This is a genomic window from Sphingomonas sp. 2R-10, assembly GCF_030062225.1.
Lineage (GTDB): Bacteria > Pseudomonadota > Alphaproteobacteria > Sphingomonadales > Sphingomonadaceae > Sphingomonas.
Genome location: NZ_JASCXF010000002.1, coordinates 152,676 through 168,851, shown reverse-complemented (window position 1 = coordinate 168,851; position 16,176 = coordinate 152,676). Strand labels below are relative to the sequence as shown.

10 protein-coding genes, 2 tRNA genes and 1 pseudogene are annotated in these 16,176 nt (G+C 68.8%); 4 read left to right on the top strand and 9 right to left on the bottom strand.

Annotated elements, in window-relative coordinates; all coding sequences use genetic code 11:
• Positions 1-21: 21 nt before the first annotated feature.
• A tRNA-Gln gene (locus QLH51_RS01755) sits at positions 22-95 on the top strand.
• Between the two features lie 14 nt (positions 96-109).
• On the opposite strand, the gene QLH51_RS01750 is transcribed toward QLH51_RS01755, so the two are convergent.
• From QLH51_RS01750 to QLH51_RS01735, 4 genes and pseudogenes are all read right to left on the bottom strand, one after another.
• A complete protein-coding gene (locus QLH51_RS01750) occupies positions 110-1,117 on the bottom strand; it encodes a DUF2332 domain-containing protein (protein ID WP_125654069.1) in 1,008 nt (335 codons plus the stop codon).
• Positions 1,118-1,120: 3 nt separating this feature from the next.
• Positions 1,121-2,953: a methyl-accepting chemotaxis protein gene (locus QLH51_RS01745; RefSeq protein ID WP_125654067.1), complete on the bottom strand. Its 1,833-nt coding sequence runs from the start codon at positions 2,951-2,953 to the stop codon at positions 1,121-1,123.
• Positions 2,954-2,978: 25 nt separating this feature from the next.
• Positions 2,979-5,717, bottom strand: a complete 2,739-nt coding sequence (locus QLH51_RS01740) for a TonB-dependent receptor (RefSeq protein ID WP_125654065.1) — start codon at positions 5,715-5,717, stop codon at positions 2,979-2,981.
• A 215-nt stretch (positions 5,718-5,932) separates the two neighbouring features.
• Positions 5,933-6,949 (bottom strand): annotated as a pseudogene (locus QLH51_RS01735) (glycoside hydrolase family 43 protein); the annotation flags it as partial.
• 147 nt (positions 6,950-7,096) lie between these two features.
• Here QLH51_RS01735 and QLH51_RS01730 point away from each other — a divergent pair.
• On the top strand, positions 7,097-8,803 hold the full coding sequence (locus QLH51_RS01730) for an Hsp70 family protein (RefSeq protein WP_125654061.1): 1,707 nt from the start codon (positions 7,097-7,099) through the stop codon (positions 8,801-8,803).
• Positions 8,800-10,338 (top strand): hypothetical protein, encoded by a 1,539-nt coding sequence (locus tag QLH51_RS01725; RefSeq protein WP_125654059.1) that lies wholly within the window; start codon positions 8,800-8,802, stop codon positions 10,336-10,338. Before QLH51_RS01730 ends, QLH51_RS01725 begins: the two co-directional genes overlap by 4 nt.
• Before the next feature lie 40 nt (positions 10,339-10,378).
• On the opposite strand, the gene QLH51_RS01720 is transcribed toward QLH51_RS01725, so the two are convergent.
• The 5 genes from QLH51_RS01720 to QLH51_RS01700 all read right to left on the bottom strand — a co-directional run bounded on the left by QLH51_RS01720 (position 10,379) and on the right by QLH51_RS01700 (position 14,979).
• Positions 10,379-10,465 (bottom strand) — tRNA-Leu (locus QLH51_RS01720).
• A gap of 78 nt (positions 10,466-10,543) precedes the next feature.
• Entirely contained in the window at positions 10,544-11,548 is a 1,005-nt protein-coding gene (gene holA, locus QLH51_RS01715) for a DNA polymerase III subunit delta (protein ID WP_125654057.1), read from the bottom strand.
• Positions 11,545-12,042 carry an LPS assembly lipoprotein LptE gene (gene lptE / locus QLH51_RS01710; protein ID WP_125654055.1) on the bottom strand — a complete coding sequence of 166 codons (498 nt, stop codon included), beginning with the start codon at positions 12,040-12,042 and terminating at the stop codon, positions 11,545-11,547. Before lptE ends, holA begins: the two co-directional genes overlap by 4 nt.
• The gene (leuS, locus tag QLH51_RS01705) at positions 12,039-14,534 is read right to left on the bottom strand and encodes a leucine--tRNA ligase (RefSeq protein WP_125654054.1); all 2,496 of its coding nucleotides are present in this window, start codon (positions 14,532-14,534) and stop codon (positions 12,039-12,041) included. Before leuS ends, lptE begins: the two co-directional genes overlap by 4 nt.
• A 10-nt stretch (positions 14,535-14,544) precedes the next feature.
• Positions 14,545-14,979, bottom strand: coding sequence for a DUF3576 domain-containing protein (locus tag QLH51_RS01700; RefSeq protein WP_125654052.1), 435 nt, complete (start codon positions 14,977-14,979; stop codon positions 14,545-14,547).
• A gap of 223 nt (positions 14,980-15,202) precedes the next feature.
• Here QLH51_RS01700 and QLH51_RS01695 point away from each other — a divergent pair, with 223 nt between their 5' ends.
• Positions 15,203-15,925, top strand: coding sequence for a hypothetical protein (locus QLH51_RS01695; RefSeq protein WP_164516039.1), 723 nt, complete (start codon positions 15,203-15,205; stop codon positions 15,923-15,925).
• The last annotated feature ends 251 nt before the right edge of the window (positions 15,926-16,176 follow it).

Genomic DNA, 16,176 nt, shown 5'->3' with positions numbered 1-16,176 from the left:
GGACCGCCCTCGCTGCGACGCTGCCCTGTCGTCTAAAGGTAAGACTACGGACTCTGACTCCGTTAATTGAGGTTCGAATCCTCACGGGGCATCCAGCGAACAACCGCCCCTATCCCGCGTCGCCGTGCCAGTCGATCCAGTGGCCATAGGCATGGCAGGTCGCCAGGTGGCGGCGCGTGCCGTCGGGATAGGTGGTGAGCGTCAGGTGCACCGCGTCGCGCGCTTCGGTCCATTCGAAACCGATGCGGGCCAGCGGATAGCGGGCCGCCGCCAGCGCCGCGGCGACCGTCGCATGGGTGGCGGGGCTGCAATATTGCAGGACCATGGCGTGGACGACGACGCGGCAGATGCCGGGGGCCGGCGGCCGTGCCAGCACGCCGGGCAGCCAGCGCGCGATATCGTCGCAGGCGATCATCGGTGGACGATCGCAGGCGATGGCGAGCGCATGCGCCAGTCGTTCGGCGCGGTCGGGCTGGTCGGCCCAGACATAGGCCATCAGCCGCTCGCGCGCGTCGCTGTCCGCCGCGGCCAGCGGGCGCAGGTCGACGCCCTGCGTCGCGACGACCTCGACAGGTCGCAGCGGCGGCGGGCCGCCGCGCCATTCGGGAGCGATGTGCACCGGAGAGCCGGCACGGCCGACGCGCACCCCGCCCAGGTCGAAGGCATATTCGGCGAGGTTCAGGTTCAGCCCGGCACTGGCGCCCAGCTCGATCAGTTCGACCGGCAGATCGATCCGGGTGCGCAGCGTCATCAGCGCGGCCATGATCGCCGCCGAACGGCCGACCTCGTTGGTCTGCGGCGGTTCGCGCATCCAGTCGGCGATGAAGCCGTCGGCCTCGGCGATCGTCTCGCCGATCACCGTTTCGAAGTCACCGTCCTGCGCGGCGTAGAGCCGGGTCAGCGCCGGCCGGTCGCCGCGCCGGGCAAGCGCGTGCAGCGCGCCGTTGAAGCGCATCGCCAGCGCATCGGCCGCGGCGTCGCCCGGCCAGCACGCGATCAGCCGCGCGGTGCGCGGTGCGCGGTGCAGCTGGCGCTCGCCCGCTTCCAGGATCGCCGCGACGAACGTCGATCCCAGGTCGCGCACGACCCGTGCATGGTCCACCAGCGGCCCGGACATGGATCAGAACGCATCCCATTCGTCGTTCGCGACCTTCAGCGGCGCGGGTTCGGGCGGCGTCACCCAGCGGCGCGGCTGGCGCGCGGCACGCTGCCGGTGCAGCGACGTCACGTTGTCGGTCGCGGGCGGCGCGGCGGCTTCGGCGGCGGCGGCATCGATCGCGAAGGTCGCCACCGACTGGGCCAGCGCCTCGGCCTCCGCAACCAGCTGGCGCGCGGCAGCCGACGTCTGCTCGACCATCGCCGCATTCTGCTGCGTCATCGCGTCCATCTCGGCGATGGCGACGTTGATCTGGCCCAGGCTGGTCGCCTGATGGTCCGACGACCGGGCGATCGAATCGATCGACGTGCCGACGCTCGCCACCCGTTCGATGATCCGGCCCAGCGCCTCGCCGGTCTGCCCGACCAGTTCGACCCCGGACTGGACATGGGTCGACGCGGCCTTGACCTTGTTCTTGACCTCGGTGGCGGCATCGGCCGATCGCTGCGCCAGTGCGCGGACCTCGGACGCGACGACCGCGAAGCCCTTGCCCGCCTCGCCGGCCCGCGCCGCCTCGATCCCGGCATTGAGCGCGAGGAGGTTGGTCTGGAACGCGATACCGTCGATCAGGCTGATGATCTCGGCGATCTCGTTGCTCGCCTGCTCGATGCCGTGCATCGCCGCGATCGCCTGTCGCACGACGGTGTCGCCGCGTTCGGCTTCGTTGCGGGTATCGGCCATCGCGCTGCTCGCGCCGATCGCCGCCCCGGCCCCGTCGCGGATCGAGCGGGTGACGTCGTCGAGCGCCGAGGACGATTGCTGCAGCGCCGCCGCCTCGCGCTCGGTCCGCTCGGCAAGGTCCATCGCCGCCTGGCTGATTTCGCCCGAATTGTGCTTGATGGCATGCACGCTGCTGCGCACGTCGCCCAGCACGCGGTTCAGGCTGGACGTCGCGAGGTTGAAATCGTCCGACAGCGCGCGGAACGCGGCGGGCACGTCGGCGACGCGCGCGGTCAGGTCGGCCTGCGACAGGCTGCGCAACCCGCTGCCGATCGCGGTCATCGCGGTTTCGCGGTCGCGATCGTCGGTGACCTTCGCCGCCGCCGTGTCGCGGAAGACCAGCACCGCGCGCGCCATGTCGCCCAGTTCGTCGTTGCGCCCGGCGGCCTCGACCGAAATGTCGTGGCGGCCATCGGCAAGGTCGGCCATCGCCTGCGTCAGCGCGGTAATCGGCCGGGCGATCTGGCGGCTGAGCATCACCGCCAGCGTGATCGCGATGCCGATCAGCGCGACGCTGCCGATCGCCAGCGCGATCAGCGCGGCGCGGATCGCGCCCGCCTGTGCCGCGGCATTGGCCTCCATCGCCTCGGTCTCGGTCGCGCGCAGCGCGCGCAGCGGCAGCGCGATCTTGCTGACCAGCACCGCCGCCCCGGCGCCGCGCACTTCCTCCTGCGCGGCATCGCGTTCGCCCGCCTTGACCCGCGCGATCAGCCGGTCGCCCCAGTTGCGCCGCCACGCCAGCGTCTCGCGCCGCGCCTCGGCCAGCTGCTGCTGTTCGGAGGCGACGGTCACCAGCGACGCCAGTTCGACGGCGGTGTCGTCGAACTCCTTGCGCGCCTCCTCATAGGATTTGAGGTAGGACACGTCGCCGGTGACGAGGAACCCGCGGAACTGGCTGTTCTGGCGCAGGATCGCGGTCTCCAGCGTCAGCGCCATGGCATAGACGTCGCTGCTGTGGTTGTTCCGTTCGGTCGACCGCGCGATCAGCATGATGCTGGCGAAGAACACCAGCATCACGACCGCGGCGGAGGCACAGATCGTCAGGAACGACAGGCCGAGCTTGCGAGGTATCTTCATCGGGTTGCCGATCCGTTGCGGTAAATCAGAACCGCGACCGCAGCGTGATGCCGTAGGTCCGCGGTTCCGCGAGGTAGGACGAGGTGATCGCATTGCCGACGCCGAAGGCGGGCGCGCCGAAGCGCGTCACCTGCGACACGCTGCCGGAACCCTGGAACGGGGCGGAGAAGGCGACCTGCTGGTAATCGGTGTCGAGGATGTTCTGGCCCCAGAACTCGATCGCCCAGCGCTGTTCCGCCCCACGCAGGCCGATGCGGGCGTTCATCAGGAAGAAGCCGTCGAGCCGCTTTTCGGCGAACAGGTCGGAGCCGGTATTGTAGTCGCTCGACAGGCGGCTATCGACATAGAACAGCGCGGTCAGCTTGCCCCCGACCGGCGGGGTCCACACCGCCGAATTGGTGATGGTGTGGCGCGGCGCGTTCGACATCTGGTTGCCCGGCAGCAGGAACAGCGCGGCGTTCAGCGGCTCGCCCGATTCGCTGCCGACCAGATTGTCGCGATACTGGGTGTGGGCATAGGTATAGCCGAGGTTGAACGCGACGTTCGCCGCCGGATAGGCGCCCGCCTCCAGCTCGATCCCCTGGGTGATGACGCCCGCCCCGACCTTGCCGGTGCAGCGCCCGGTCGACGAATCGTTGTCGCCATCCGCGCCGCCCAGCGAGTCGGCGCACGCGCTGATGTTCTGTACGATGAAGTTCGTGCCGTTGAACGTGTTCAGCTGGAAATTACGGAACGCCGAGCGGAACGCCGCCAGATTCGCGGTGAATTTGGGCGAGCTGTACTTCACCCCGATCTCGAACGCCTGCACCGTTTCCGGGTCGAAGCGCAGGTTGGGCGCCGCCGCCGCGGTCGGGGTGGCGAACACCGTCGCCGACAGGTCGGACCGGTCGAGATTGTAGCCGCCCGCCTTGTAGCCGCGCGCATAGGACGCATAGAGCAGCGTGCTGGCCACCGGCTTCCACGACAGCACGGTCGTGCCGGTCACCTGCCCCTCGCGCAGCGAATCCTCGACCGGCACGCCGGTCAGCGCCGACGACGAATTGCCGGTGCAGGTCAGCGTGAGGATGCCGCCGGCCAGCGTGCGCAGCGTCGCGTTGGCGCTGCCGAGCAGCGGACGCAGCGCGGCCTGCTGTGCCGGACAGACGGTGTTGTTGTTGACGAAGCTGGCGTCGAGCCGCTTGCGCTCGTTGGTGTAGCGCAGGCCTCCGGTCAGGCTGAGCGTCCTGGTCAGCTTGAAGATGTTGTGGGTGAAGAACGCATAGTTGCTGCTGGTCTGGTCATACACGTCGCGGATCGAGCCCAGGTCGTTCAGCGTGCTCAGCCGGTCGATGCCGGCGATGATCTGCGCGCCCACCGCCGGGGTCAGCGCGGCGCGGCCGACCGCGCTGAGGCAGCCGGTGGCACGCGGGCCGCGCAGCGCCTCCAGCGGGTTGATCGTCGCGACGACGCGGCACGCCGCGAACGCGCCGTAATCCGCACCGAAGCGCAGATTGTCGACGACCTCCAGCTTCTCGTGCGCGTAATAGCCGCCGACCATCCAGTCGAGCCGGTTGTCGAACAGTCCGCCGCTCAGCCGCGTTTCCTGGGTGAAGGTGCGGAACTGGCGATACGCGTTGCCGTCGTCGGGGCGGTAGGCGATGTCGAGACTGCCGTAATCGACATCGGCGGCGCCCCCCGCCTTGTATTCGCGATACGCGCTGATCGAAATCAGCTGCATGTCGGCGATGGTCCAGCCGATACGCGCCGACGCGCCGTAGTCGGTGGTGACGTTGCTGTACGCGCGCCCGCGGGTGTTGGCGACGCGGCGGTTGTACGGATCGCCGTCGCTGGGCATCACGCCGCCCAGGCTGCGCAGGATCGACACGATGCGGTTCTGCCCGGCGGGGACGTAATCGCCCGGTACGCCCGGCGTCGGATCGACCTTTTCCTGCGTGTTGATATAGACGGCGCCGCAGCATTTTTCGTCGCGGCGGGTATAGTCGCCGATCAGCCGGATCGAGAAATCGTCGGTCGGGCGGAAGAACAGCTGCCCGCGCACGAAATAGCGGTTGCGGTCGTTATAGTCGGTATCGTTGACGACATCGCGGTAAAAGCCGTCGCGCTTGCCATAGACGCCGTCGATGCGGAACGCGAGCTTGTCGGCGACGATCGGCCCGGTCACCGCACCTGCAAGGCGCACCGCGTTGAAATTGCCATAGGTCGCCTCGCCATAGCCGCCGAACTTGAACGAGGGATATTTGGTGTAGATGCTGATCGCGCCGGCCGACGAATTGCGGCCCGACAGCGTGCCCTGCGGCCCGCGCAGCACCTCGATCCGTTCGACTTCGCCCAGGTCGTTCAGGCCCGAACCGGTGCGGCTGCGATAGACGCCGTCGATGAACACCGCGACCGAGCTTTCGAGGCCGGGATTGTCGCCGACCGTGCCGATGCCGCGCATCCGGGCGGTCGCGTTCGCTTCCGATCCGGTCGACGACACGATCAGCGACGGCGCGAGCTGCGTCATCTGGCGGATGTCGGTCGCACCCGAATTCTGGAGCGCGGCGGTGCTGTACGCGCTGACCGCGATCGGCACGTTCGACAGCCGCTGCGACCGCCGGGTCGCGGTGACGACGATGTCGGAGGTGTTGGCCGACGACTCGGCAGCCGGCTTGGTATCGGCCTTCTCGCCTGCGGCCGGTACGACTCCGCGCAGCCCTTGCGCCCCCACCGGCGCCGCCACCGTCACACAGGCGGTCGCCGCCAGCAGATACCCCCAGTTACGCATTTCCCGCATTCCCCGGACCCATTCCCTCGATGGCCGGGGTTTAGCGCCGGGTTGAATACCATATGGTTAAAATCACAGGGATTTGCGTGGCCGGGCAATGGCGTGAAGGCCGATCGCCCGGCGCGCCTCCTCGCCGTCCCGGAACCGGTCCGGCACGATGCTTCAGGCTTCCGGCAGATGGATCGGACGTCCGCCGGGACGGCCCGTCGTCGTCACAACGGCCCGTTGCCGGCCGGCGGGTCGAACACCGGCACGCCGTCCCGGTCGTAGCGGATCGGCTGTACCCGGGTGTGGCGGTTCGGATCGAACAACGGGTCGCCGACGATCTTCTCGTAATCGCGGGCGTGGAACACCAGCATGTCGCGCCCGCGCTCGTCGACGGTGAAGCTGTTGTGGCCGGGGCCGAAGATCCTGCGCGCCGGATCGGTCTGCAACACCGGCACCGGCGATTTCGACCATGCCGCCGGGTCCATGATGTCGGCATCGTCGCGCGCGGTCAGCATCCCCATGCAATAGCGCGCATCGGTGGCGCTTGCCGAATAGGTCAGGAACAGCCGCCCGTTGCGCGCCAGCAGCGCCGGGGCCTCCGCGACCTTGTACCCGCGTACCTCCCATGGCAGCGTCGGCACGGTCAGCCGCGCGGGCGGCGCCGCCAGCGTCAGCGGCGTGGCGAGCGGCGCGAGGTACAGGTTGGAATTGGTGGCGATCCCCGGCTCCTTCTGCGCCCATGCCAGATAGCGGGTGCCGCGATGGACGAAGCTGGTCGAATCGAGGTTGAAGCTGTCCCACGGCGTCTGCAACTGTCCCAGCACCGACCAGCTGCCCGCCATCGGATCGGCCCCGTCGCACACCAGCGCCCAGGTCCGGATGCGAAAGCCGTCGCCCGGCCCCTTGGGACCGGCGGCGAAATACAGGATCCAGCGGCCGTCGATCCGGTGCAGTTCGGGTGCCCACAGGAACCCCGATCGCGGCCCTTGCGCATCGTGGCGCCACAATATGCGTTCGGGCGCGGTCGCCAGCCCCGCGATCGTCCGCGCGCGGCGCAGCACCAGCCGGTCATATTCGGGCACCGATCCGGTGAGGTAATACCAGCCGTCGCGGTGGCGAAACACCTGCGCATCGGCACGATTGCGCACCAGCGGGTTGAACATCCCGCGCCCAAGCGCCGCAGCAGGCACAACCGCAACGGCGGCACCGGCCACGAACAGACGGCGCGACAGGGAAACGGACATCTTCTCTCCAGCACGATCTCGATTATGTCGGACAATCAACCGGTCCATGGCGAATTGCAACGGCACCCCGGTCCGGCGCCCGATGGGAGATTGCCTGACGTCGGACAGGCGCTACACAAAAGTCCGCAAGGACGGCTGGGAAGCGATATGATCGTCGGTATCGATTTGGGAACGACCAACAGTGCCTGTGCGATCTGGCGCGACGACGGGCCGGTCATGGTGCCCAATGCGCTGGGCGAGTTCCTCACCCCTTCCGCGATCAGCCTCGGCGACGACGATGCTGTGCTGGTGGGCCGCGCGGCGCGCGACCGGATGGCGACGCACCCCGATCGCACCGTCACCAGCTTCAAACGGCGGATCGGCACGCGCGAGACCGCGCGACTGGCGAAGCAGGACTATGACGCGGAGGCGCTGTCGGCGCTGGTCCTCGCCAGCCTGAAGCGCGATGCGGAAGCGTTCACCGGCGCGGCGGTGACCGGCGCCGTCGTGACCGTCCCCGCCTATTTCAACGATCGCCAGCGCAAGGCGACGCGGCGTGCGGGCGACCTCGCCGGCCTGCCCATCCGGCGGCTCATCAACGAACCGACCGCCGCCGCACTGGCATTCGGCATCGCCGACCGCGCCGACCGCGAACCGTTCCTCGTGTTCGATCTCGGCGGCGGCACCTTCGACGTGTCGATCGTCGAGATGTTCGACGGCGTGATCGAAGTGCGCGCGTCGGCGGGCGACAACCGGCTGGGTGGCGACGATTTCAACGACTGCCTGATCGATCTGACGCGGGCCACGCTCGATCCCGACGGCGTGCTCGGCAAGATGCCGGCCGACCGGGCCGCCGCGTTGCTGGCACAGGCGGCCGAACGCTGTCGCCGGGCGCTGAGCGAGGACGACAGCGCCGATCTGCGCGTGACGACCGGCGACGTGACGCTGACCGCACCGGTCACGGCGACCGCGTTCGAGGAGCATGCCGCCGCGCTGATCCAGCGTATCCGCGAACCCGTGCTGCGCTCGCTGCGCGACAGCGGCATCGCCGCGGCGACGCTGTCGGAGGTGGTGCTGGTGGGCGGTGCGACGCGGATGCCGATCGTCCGCCGCGCCGTCACCCGCATGTTCGGCCGCTTTCCCGCGACCACCGTCCATCCCGATCATGCCGTCGCGATGGGCGCGGCGGTGCAGGCCGGGCTGCTGGCGCGCGACGCCGGGCTCGACGAGATCCGCCTGACCGACGTGTGCCCCTTCACGCTGGGCGTCGACACCACCGAGCCGGACGGACGCGGCGGGTTCCGCACCGGACTGTTCTCGCCGATCATCGAACGCAATTCGGCGGTTCCGATCAGCCGGGTCTCGTCCTTTTCCACGCTCACCGACCAGCAGCGCAAGGTACAGTTCGGCGTGTATCAGGGTGAAGCGCGCGAGGTGGCGGGCAACGTCAGGCTGGGCGAGATCACCGTGCCCGTGCCCCCCGGCCCCGCCGGATCGGTCTCGATCGAATGCCGCTTCAGCTACGACAGTTCGGGGCTGCTCGAAATCGACGTCAGCGTTCCGCAGACCGGGGTCACCCGCAACCTGGTGATCGTCGATGACGAGGATGCGCCCGACGCCGCCGAGCTGGAAAAGCGCCGCGCCGCGCTGGCCGCGCTGAAGGTCCATCCGCGTGACGACGCCGCCAACGTCGCGCTGCTGGCACGGGCGCGGCGGGCATATGAATCGTTCCTCGGCGACACCCGCGCCGCGATCGGCCAGATGATCGGCCAGTTCGAAGGCGCGCTGGCGACGCAGGACGAACGGATCATCGGCGAGGCGCGCACGGCGTTCGGCACGGTGCTGGACCAGATCGAAGGCGAGCGGTTCCTGTGAGGCGCGGCGTCTGGGCCACGCTCGACCTCGACCCCACCACCGACCGCGCCGCGATCCGCCGCGCCTATGCCACGCGGCTGAAGGCGATGGACGTGGATGCCGATCCCGCGGGCTTCGCACGGCTGCGCGCCGCGCGCGACCAGGCGCTAGCCCATGCCGCCGATCCCGATCCGGTCACCGGGCCGGCGTTCGATCCCGAGCCACAGGACGACGTCGCTCCGCCACCACCGCCGCCCTCCCCGCCGAGCGCCGGGGCGATCGAGGCCGCCGCGCGGATCGACGCGATCGACGCGCATTACCGGGCGCTGCGTGCCCTGCTGTTCGTCGACGACGATGCACCGCCCACCGCCGACGAACTGGCGGCGATCGAGCATCACGGCCGCGCGCTGCTGGGCGATCCCCGGCTCGAACAGGTCGATTTCGCGACCGATGCCGAACGCTGGTTCGCGGAAATACTGGCGGCGAGCGTTCCGCGTTCCGACCCGTTGCTCGAACCCGCGGCGAAGGCGTTCGGATGGATCGCGCGGCGCGACGACTATGCCCTGCTGCCCGAGGCGCAGGCGATCGTCGAGCGGATCGGCGCCACCCGCCTCGCCGCCCTGCTCGCCGACCCCGGGCACCGCCAGCACAAGGCGTGGATCGAACTGACCCGCGCCGATGCCGGCCGCCGCCACTGGTCGACGTCGCCGACCAGCGTCCGCGACCTGCTGGCGACGGTCCGCCAGCGCTATCCCGATGTCGAAGGCTGGATGAATCCGGAACGGGTCGCGAAGTGGAGCCGGCCTGCCGGCGACAGACCGCGCATGCCGGTCCGCTTCTGGATCGTGCTGTTCCTGATCGTCGCGGCGGTGCGGATCGGTGCCAACTGGTCGTCGCCGACCAAACCCGACAAGCTCGACGCTGATTATGTCGCACAGACGCTGACCGGCAAGGAACTGGCGGAGGTACAGAAGGTCAATCCCGGTCTCGCCCTCGATATCGTTGCCGCGGTTGCCAATGCCGAGGCTCCCGCCAATCGCACCGAGGAGGCGATGGCGGGCAACGCGGTGATCGGCAAGCTGACCGCCAAGCGTTTGCAGGCGGGCATGAACACGCCGCCCAAGAGCCTGCTGCTTCATCTGACCCGGTTCGACCTCGACGCGATGCGCGCGGTGCGCGCGGGCAATCCCGCCGCCTGCACTACCGCCAACGTCGCAATGGCTCCCGACCTGCTGCCGCAATATCTGCGCGATCGGCAACGCGAGCTGCTGCGCGAGGTGATGCTGCATACGCAAAGTGTTGCGCCGGTGAACCGCGATCACCGTTTCGACGTGCCCGGCGCGATCGTCGAAGAAATCGCGAAGCGCACGGGGTGGCCGGTAGCGAAAATCCGGCAGGTGCTGCGCGACGACAAGGACCCGGCGGCGCGCTGCACGCTGGAGATCGCGTTGCGCGAAGCTGGGCTCGCGGCGCAGAACGGGATGGGGTTGCAACTGCTGCGCGACGTACAGCCGCTGGTAGTGGTCGCGGGCGATCCGCCGACCGTGCCGAAATGATGCTTTGGGGATAGCCCCGTTCCGATCACGGAACGGGAAATGGTGCGGTCGAGAAGACTCGAACTTCCACGGCCTTTCGGCCACAACGACCTCAACGTTGCGCGTCTACCAGTTCCGCCACGACCGCACGTGAACACCTTGGGGTCGCCCCCTTGGCTGGCAGGAGCGTGCCCCTAGCAGCGCCCGAAGCCCCGCGCAAATGCTTTTATCGCCCGCGCGCGGCAGCACGGGCGATGGCGATCGCCTCGGCAGCGGTCATCACTTCGCCCAGGCCGCTGCCCGACAGCGCGGCGCGTTCGGCATCGCGGATCCGCTCCAGCGCACGCGCCAGCCGCGGCGCATCCCACCGGCGCAGCGCCTGCGCCGTCGTCGCCTGTTCCTTGAAGAACACGCGGTGCCGCTCCATCACTCGGTCGACGCTCTCCCCCTCGTCGATCTCACCGCGCATCTCGGCCAGCGCCAACAGCCGCCGGGCAACCGCGCGCAGCAGCGGGATCGCGCCGCCGGGCATTTCGGGCAAGGCCGCCGCCGCCGCGTCGCCCGCGATCATCGCGCCGACGATCCCGCCCAGCTCGGCATCGGCGATCGACGCGCCGATCGCCTCGAACGCCTCGCCATCGGCATCGCGCGGCCGATCGGGGGAAGCGTCGAGGTACAGCGCCAGCTTCTCGATCTCGCTGGCCAGCACCGCGCGGTCGCCCGCCGTCACCGCCGCCAGCCGATCTGGCACGTCGCCCAGCAGCCGCAGGCCATGGTCGCGGGCCATCGTCACCGCCAGCTTCGCCGCCTGCGCCGCATCGGGCACGTAGCAGGCGACGGCGACCGCGTTGAGCGATGCGGTGACCAGCTTCACCAGCTTCGACGTGCCCTTGACGGTCGGCGCGATCGCCGCGACCGGATTGCCGGCGCTTGTCGCAGCGAGCAGCAGTGTCACCGCCTCGACCGACTCCTCGCCCATGGCCGTAACGCGGATGCAGCGCGCCTCGCCGAACAGCGACATCGATGCCGCTTCGTCGGCGAGCAGGCCGGGGCGGCTCTTCAGCATCGCCCCGTCCATGTCGACGCGTTCGGCCCCCTCGCCCACCCCCTTCGCCAGTCGCGCGGCCAGCGCCATCGCGCCCGCCGTATCGGGGCCGTGGAACAGATAGAGGCGAATATCGGGACCGGGCCGGTCGAGCTTGGCCGCGACCTGCTCGGGCCGGAGCTTCACGACCCCGGCTTCTGGCCGGACCGGGGCAGCGTCACCGCGATGCGGGTCACGATCTGGTCGGCGACGATCACCGACAGCCGTTCGAGTGCGGTGCGCTCCGCCGCGATCGTCGCATATTCGGACGTGACCACGTCGATCCCCGCGTCCGATCCGGCGGTCGCGTCCAGCGTCACCGCACCGTTCGACAGGTCGATCAACTGATAGCGCGCGCGCAGCGTCCGCCGCTCGCGCGTGATCGAATCGTCGCGCCGCACGCCCAGCCCGGTGATGTCGTCGTCGAGCCGGATTTCGAGGCGGTAACGCGCCGGCCCCTCGGCACGCAGCCGGTCGCGCAACGCGTTCGTCACCAGCCAGCCATTCTGCCCGGCGATCGGCGCCACCTCGACCCCCGACAGCGTCTGGCGCACCACCCCGCCCTCGCCACCGCCATAGAGCGGTCGCAGCCCGCAGCCGCCGAGCAGAAGGGCACAGGCAAGGACGGCGGCGCGGATCATGCGACGATGTTCACGAGGCGGTCGGGCACGACGATGATCTTGCGTGGCGCCTTGCCCTCCAGCGCACGGACGATCTTCTCGCTCGCCAGCGCCGCCGCTTCGGCGTCTTCCTTGGCGATGCCCTTGGGCAGCACGATGGTGTCACGCAGCTTGCCGTTGACCTGCACCGCGATCGTCGATTCGGCGTCGACCAGCATCGCGGCATCGACCAGCGGCCATGCGGCGTCGGCGATCAGGCCGGGGCGGCCGAGCTGCGACCATGCTTCCTCCGCCACATGCGGGATCATCGGGCTGACCAGCAGCAGCAGCGCATCGATATCGGCATCCGACAGGGACTTCGCCTTTTCCGCCTCGCCCAGCAGCGTGTAGAGCTTGGCCACCGCCTTGTTGAACTGCAGCGCGGTGATGTCGTCGGCGACACCGGCGATGGTGCGGTGGACGGTGCGGGTCAACGCGTCCGGGCTACTGCCGCCGGGTACATGCGCCGCGACCAGCTTCCACACCCGCTTCACGAAACGTTCAGCGCCCTCGATGCCGGCCTCGCTCCACGGCAAATCGCGTTCGGGCGGGCTGTCGGACAGCATGAACCAGCGCGCGGCATCGGCGCCGTAGCGATCGAGAATCGGTTCGGGATCGACCGTGTTCTTCTTCGACTTCGACATCTTCTCGACGCGGCCGACGGTGATCGCATCCCCCGTCGCGGTTTCGATGCCGTCGGTCACTTCGGACGGTGCCAGCCAGCGGCCGTCCGCTGCCTTGTACGTCTCGTGCGTGACCATGCCCTGCGTGAAGAGGCCGGCGAACGGCTCCTTCAGGTCGATCAGCCCGACATGGTTGAGCGCGCGGGTCCAGAAGCGTGCGTACAGCAGGTGGAGGATCGCATGTTCGACCCCGCCGATATACTGCCCGACCGGCAGCCAGCTTTCGGCGACCGCCCGGTCGAACGGCTTGGTCGAGGGCTGGCTGGCGAAGCGGATGAAATACCACGACGAATCGACGAAAGTATCGAGCGTGTCGGTTTCGCGCCGCGCCGGTTTGCCGCACGCCGGACAGTCGACAGCTTTCCACGTCGGATGGCGGTCGAGCGGGTTGCCGGGGATGTCGAACGACACGTCGTCGGGCAGCTTCACCGGCAGTTGCTCGGTCGGCACCGGCACCACGCCGCAATCGTCGCAATGCACGATCGGGATCGGCGTGCCCCAGTAACGCTGGCGCGAGACACCCCAGTCGCGCAGGCGCCACACCGTCGTGCCCTTGCCCCAGCCGCCGGCTTCGGCGCGCTCGATCACCGCGCGCTTGGCGGCGGCGACGTCCATATCGTCGAGGAAGTCGGAGTTCACCAGCCGGCCGGGACCGGTATAGGCCTCGGCCCCCTCGAACAACGCATCGGTCAGGTCGCCATCGGCAACGACCCGGCGGACCTCCAGCGCGTATTTCCGCGCAAAATCGAGGTCGCGCTGGTCATGCGCCGGCACGCCCATCACGGCGCCGGTGCCGTAATCCATCAGCACGAAGTTGGCGATATACACCGGCAATTCGACGCCCGCGTCGAACGGGTGCCGCATCCGATGGCCGGTGTCGAAGCCCAGCTTCTCGGCCGTTTCCAGCTCGGCGGCAGTGGTCCCGCCCTGCTTGCACAGCTCGATGAACGCCGCAGCGTCGGCGTTACCTTCGCCGAGCGTCCGCGCGATTGGATGATCGGCGGCGATCGCGACGAAGCTCGCGCCGAAGATCGTGTCGGGCCGCGTCGAATAGACCTCGATCCGTTGGTCGAACGGAGCGACCGGCTGGAACGCGAATTGCAGCCCTTCCGACTTGCCGATCCAGTTTTCCTGCATCAGCCGGACCTTGTCGGGCCACTGGTCGAGGCTGCCGAGTCCTGCCAGCAGGTCGTCGGCGAAGTCGGTGATCTTGAGGAACCACTGGCTGAGCTTGCGCTTCTCGACCAGCGCACCCGATCGCCAGCCGCGCCCGTCGATCACCTGTTCGTTGGCCAGCACGGTCATGTCGACCGGGTCCCAGTTGACCGCCGATTCCTTGCGATAGACCAGACCGCCCTTGAGCAGTTCAAGGAACAGCGCCTGTTCGTGGCCGTAATAGTCGGGATCGCAGGTCGCGAACTCGCGCGACCAGTCGAACGCGAGGCCGAGGCGCTTGAGTTGCGCCTTCATCGCCGCGATGTTGGCATAGGTCCATGTGCCCGGATGGACCTTCTTCTCCATCGCCGCATTTTCCGCGGGCATGCCGAACGCGTCCCACCCCATCGGGTGCAGCACTTCATGGCCGGTCATCCGCAGGAACCGCGCCAGCACGTCGCCCATCGTGTAGTTGCGGACATGCCCCATATGGATGCGCCCCGACGGATAGGGGAACATCTCGAGGACGTAGCGCTTCGGCTTCGTCGAATGGTCGTCGGCGACGAAAGTCTGCGCCGAGTCCCATGCGGCCTGCCAGCGGGAATCGGCCTCGGCCGGCGAAAAACGCGGAGTCATGGTCGTCGGATCAGCCCGTCACGGCGCCGCGGCGCAGGTCGCGGGCGCGGGTCAGGATGATGTCTTCCAGCTTCTGCACGGTGGCGGCGGCCACCGGCGCCTCGATCCACTGGCCGTTCTGGTTCACCTGCCGCAGCGCCGCGACGCGCAGCGCATCGGCGCGCAGGTCCTGATCGAGGATCGTGACCGTCACCTTGGTCCGCTCGGTCGGGGTCGCCGGATTGACGTACCAGTCGCTGACGATGACGCCACCGTTCGAATCGGTCTGGGTCAGCGGCATGAACGACAGCGTGTCGAGGCTGGCGCGCCACAGATAGCTGTTGACGCCGATCGTCGTCACCTTCGACGCGGCGAGGTCGCCCGACACGCGCCCCTTGCCCCCGCTGCATGCGGCCATCGGCAGGGCAAGCGTTGCCAGCAACGCGATCAGCAGCGGGCGGTTCATCGGCGGTTCCTTGACTACAGGCCAATATGGCATTTCGCGCCGCTTCTATAGGAGGTGGCGCGGACCCGGCAAGCGGGTTGGTGTGTGAGGGCTCCACACGGCCGATCGCGCTGGTCGGACAAATATGTGGGTTCGATGCAACAGTGCCAGGGAAAGCGACGGCAGGCGGTGGATACGCGCAACCGAATCGTGATAGCGCCATTAGCGGGGAGTGAGGAAAAACATGACGGGTCGCAGGATTTTGGCTGGCATCGGACTGGGGGCAACCATTGCCGCCGGGCTTGGTGCGTCGCCTGCCCTGTTCGCACAGGAACAGCGCGCGCCGCGCGTCCTTAAGCGCCTCGATCTGGGCCGGATGCCGCTGGGCAGCTTCGGCGGCTTCACCCCGGCCTCGGCCGATCCGCGACTCGCCGCCGCGCTGTCGCGCACCCCGCTCAACCCGACCGGGTTCCAGTTCACGCCGTCCGAAGGATCGATGATCGGCAGCCGCACGATCAAGATCGCGGTGCGCAGCGCCACGTTGCAGGCCGAGCGCCCGGCCGACCGCGTTGCCGCCGTGACGACCATGCCGGCGCTGAACCCCGTCGCCTATAATCTCGGCATGGCATCGGGGCTGAAGCGGATGGCGCTGTCGGGCGATCTGACCCGCCTCGACGTCGGCCAGCCGGGCACCCGCGAGCCGCTGGCGCTGGCAATGCCCTACACCCCGCGCAAGCTGACCGGCCGCGTCAGCGCGGTCGGTGACCATCTGTCGGGCGACCAGCCGAAGATGATCGCCGACGCGTCGAGCTATTCGCTCGATGCCGGCGGCTCGTACAAGCTGACCCGCAACCTCGATGTGACCGCCGGTTCGCGCTATCGCACCGACCGCGAACGGATGCTGCGCGTCGCACCCGAGCGCCGCGAAGGCCAAGCGATCTACGTGGGCACCGCGTTCCGCTTCTGATTCGCGCGTGCGCCCGCGGAATCCACCGCCGGCCGATGCCTGAAGCCTGACGTGCGTACCGGCGCAGTCGTGGAGCGGATCGGCATTCGGTTCGCTGGACGCAGGACCACGTTCCATCCCCTGTCGTCCCTCCCGCGCAGGCGGAAGTCCCTATGCGCCAACATCGCAAATCCAGTCGAAACGTCGGCGTCGATGGATTCCCGCCTGCGCGGGAAGGGCGAAATCCGTAGCTGCCGCTGAATGTCGTTCCG

Excerpts from the sequence above, each read along its gene's own strand:
- QLH51_RS01750 (WP_125654069.1), bottom strand. The coding sequence starts at position 1,117 with ATGTCCGGGCCGCTGGTGGACCATGCACGGGTCGTGCGCGACCTGGGA.
- QLH51_RS01695 (WP_164516039.1), top strand. The coding sequence starts at position 15,203 with ATGACGGGTCGCAGGATTTTGGCTGGCATCGGACTGGGGGCAACCATT.
- QLH51_RS01700 (WP_125654052.1), bottom strand. The coding sequence starts at position 14,979 with ATGAACCGCCCGCTGCTGATCGCGTTGCTGGCAACGCTTGCCCTGCCG.
- leuS (WP_125654054.1), bottom strand. The coding sequence starts at position 14,534 with ATGACTCCGCGTTTTTCGCCGGCCGAGGCCGATTCCCGCTGGCAGGCC.
- QLH51_RS01730 (WP_125654061.1), top strand. The coding sequence starts at position 7,097 with ATGATCGTCGGTATCGATTTGGGAACGACCAACAGTGCCTGTGCGATC.
- QLH51_RS01740 (WP_125654065.1), bottom strand. The coding sequence starts at position 5,717 with ATGCGTAACTGGGGGTATCTGCTGGCGGCGACCGCCTGTGTGACGGTG.
- QLH51_RS01745 (WP_125654067.1), bottom strand. The coding sequence starts at position 2,953 with ATGAAGATACCTCGCAAGCTCGGCCTGTCGTTCCTGACGATCTGTGCC.
- lptE (WP_125654055.1), bottom strand. The coding sequence starts at position 12,042 with ATGATCCGCGCCGCCGTCCTTGCCTGTGCCCTTCTGCTCGGCGGCTGC.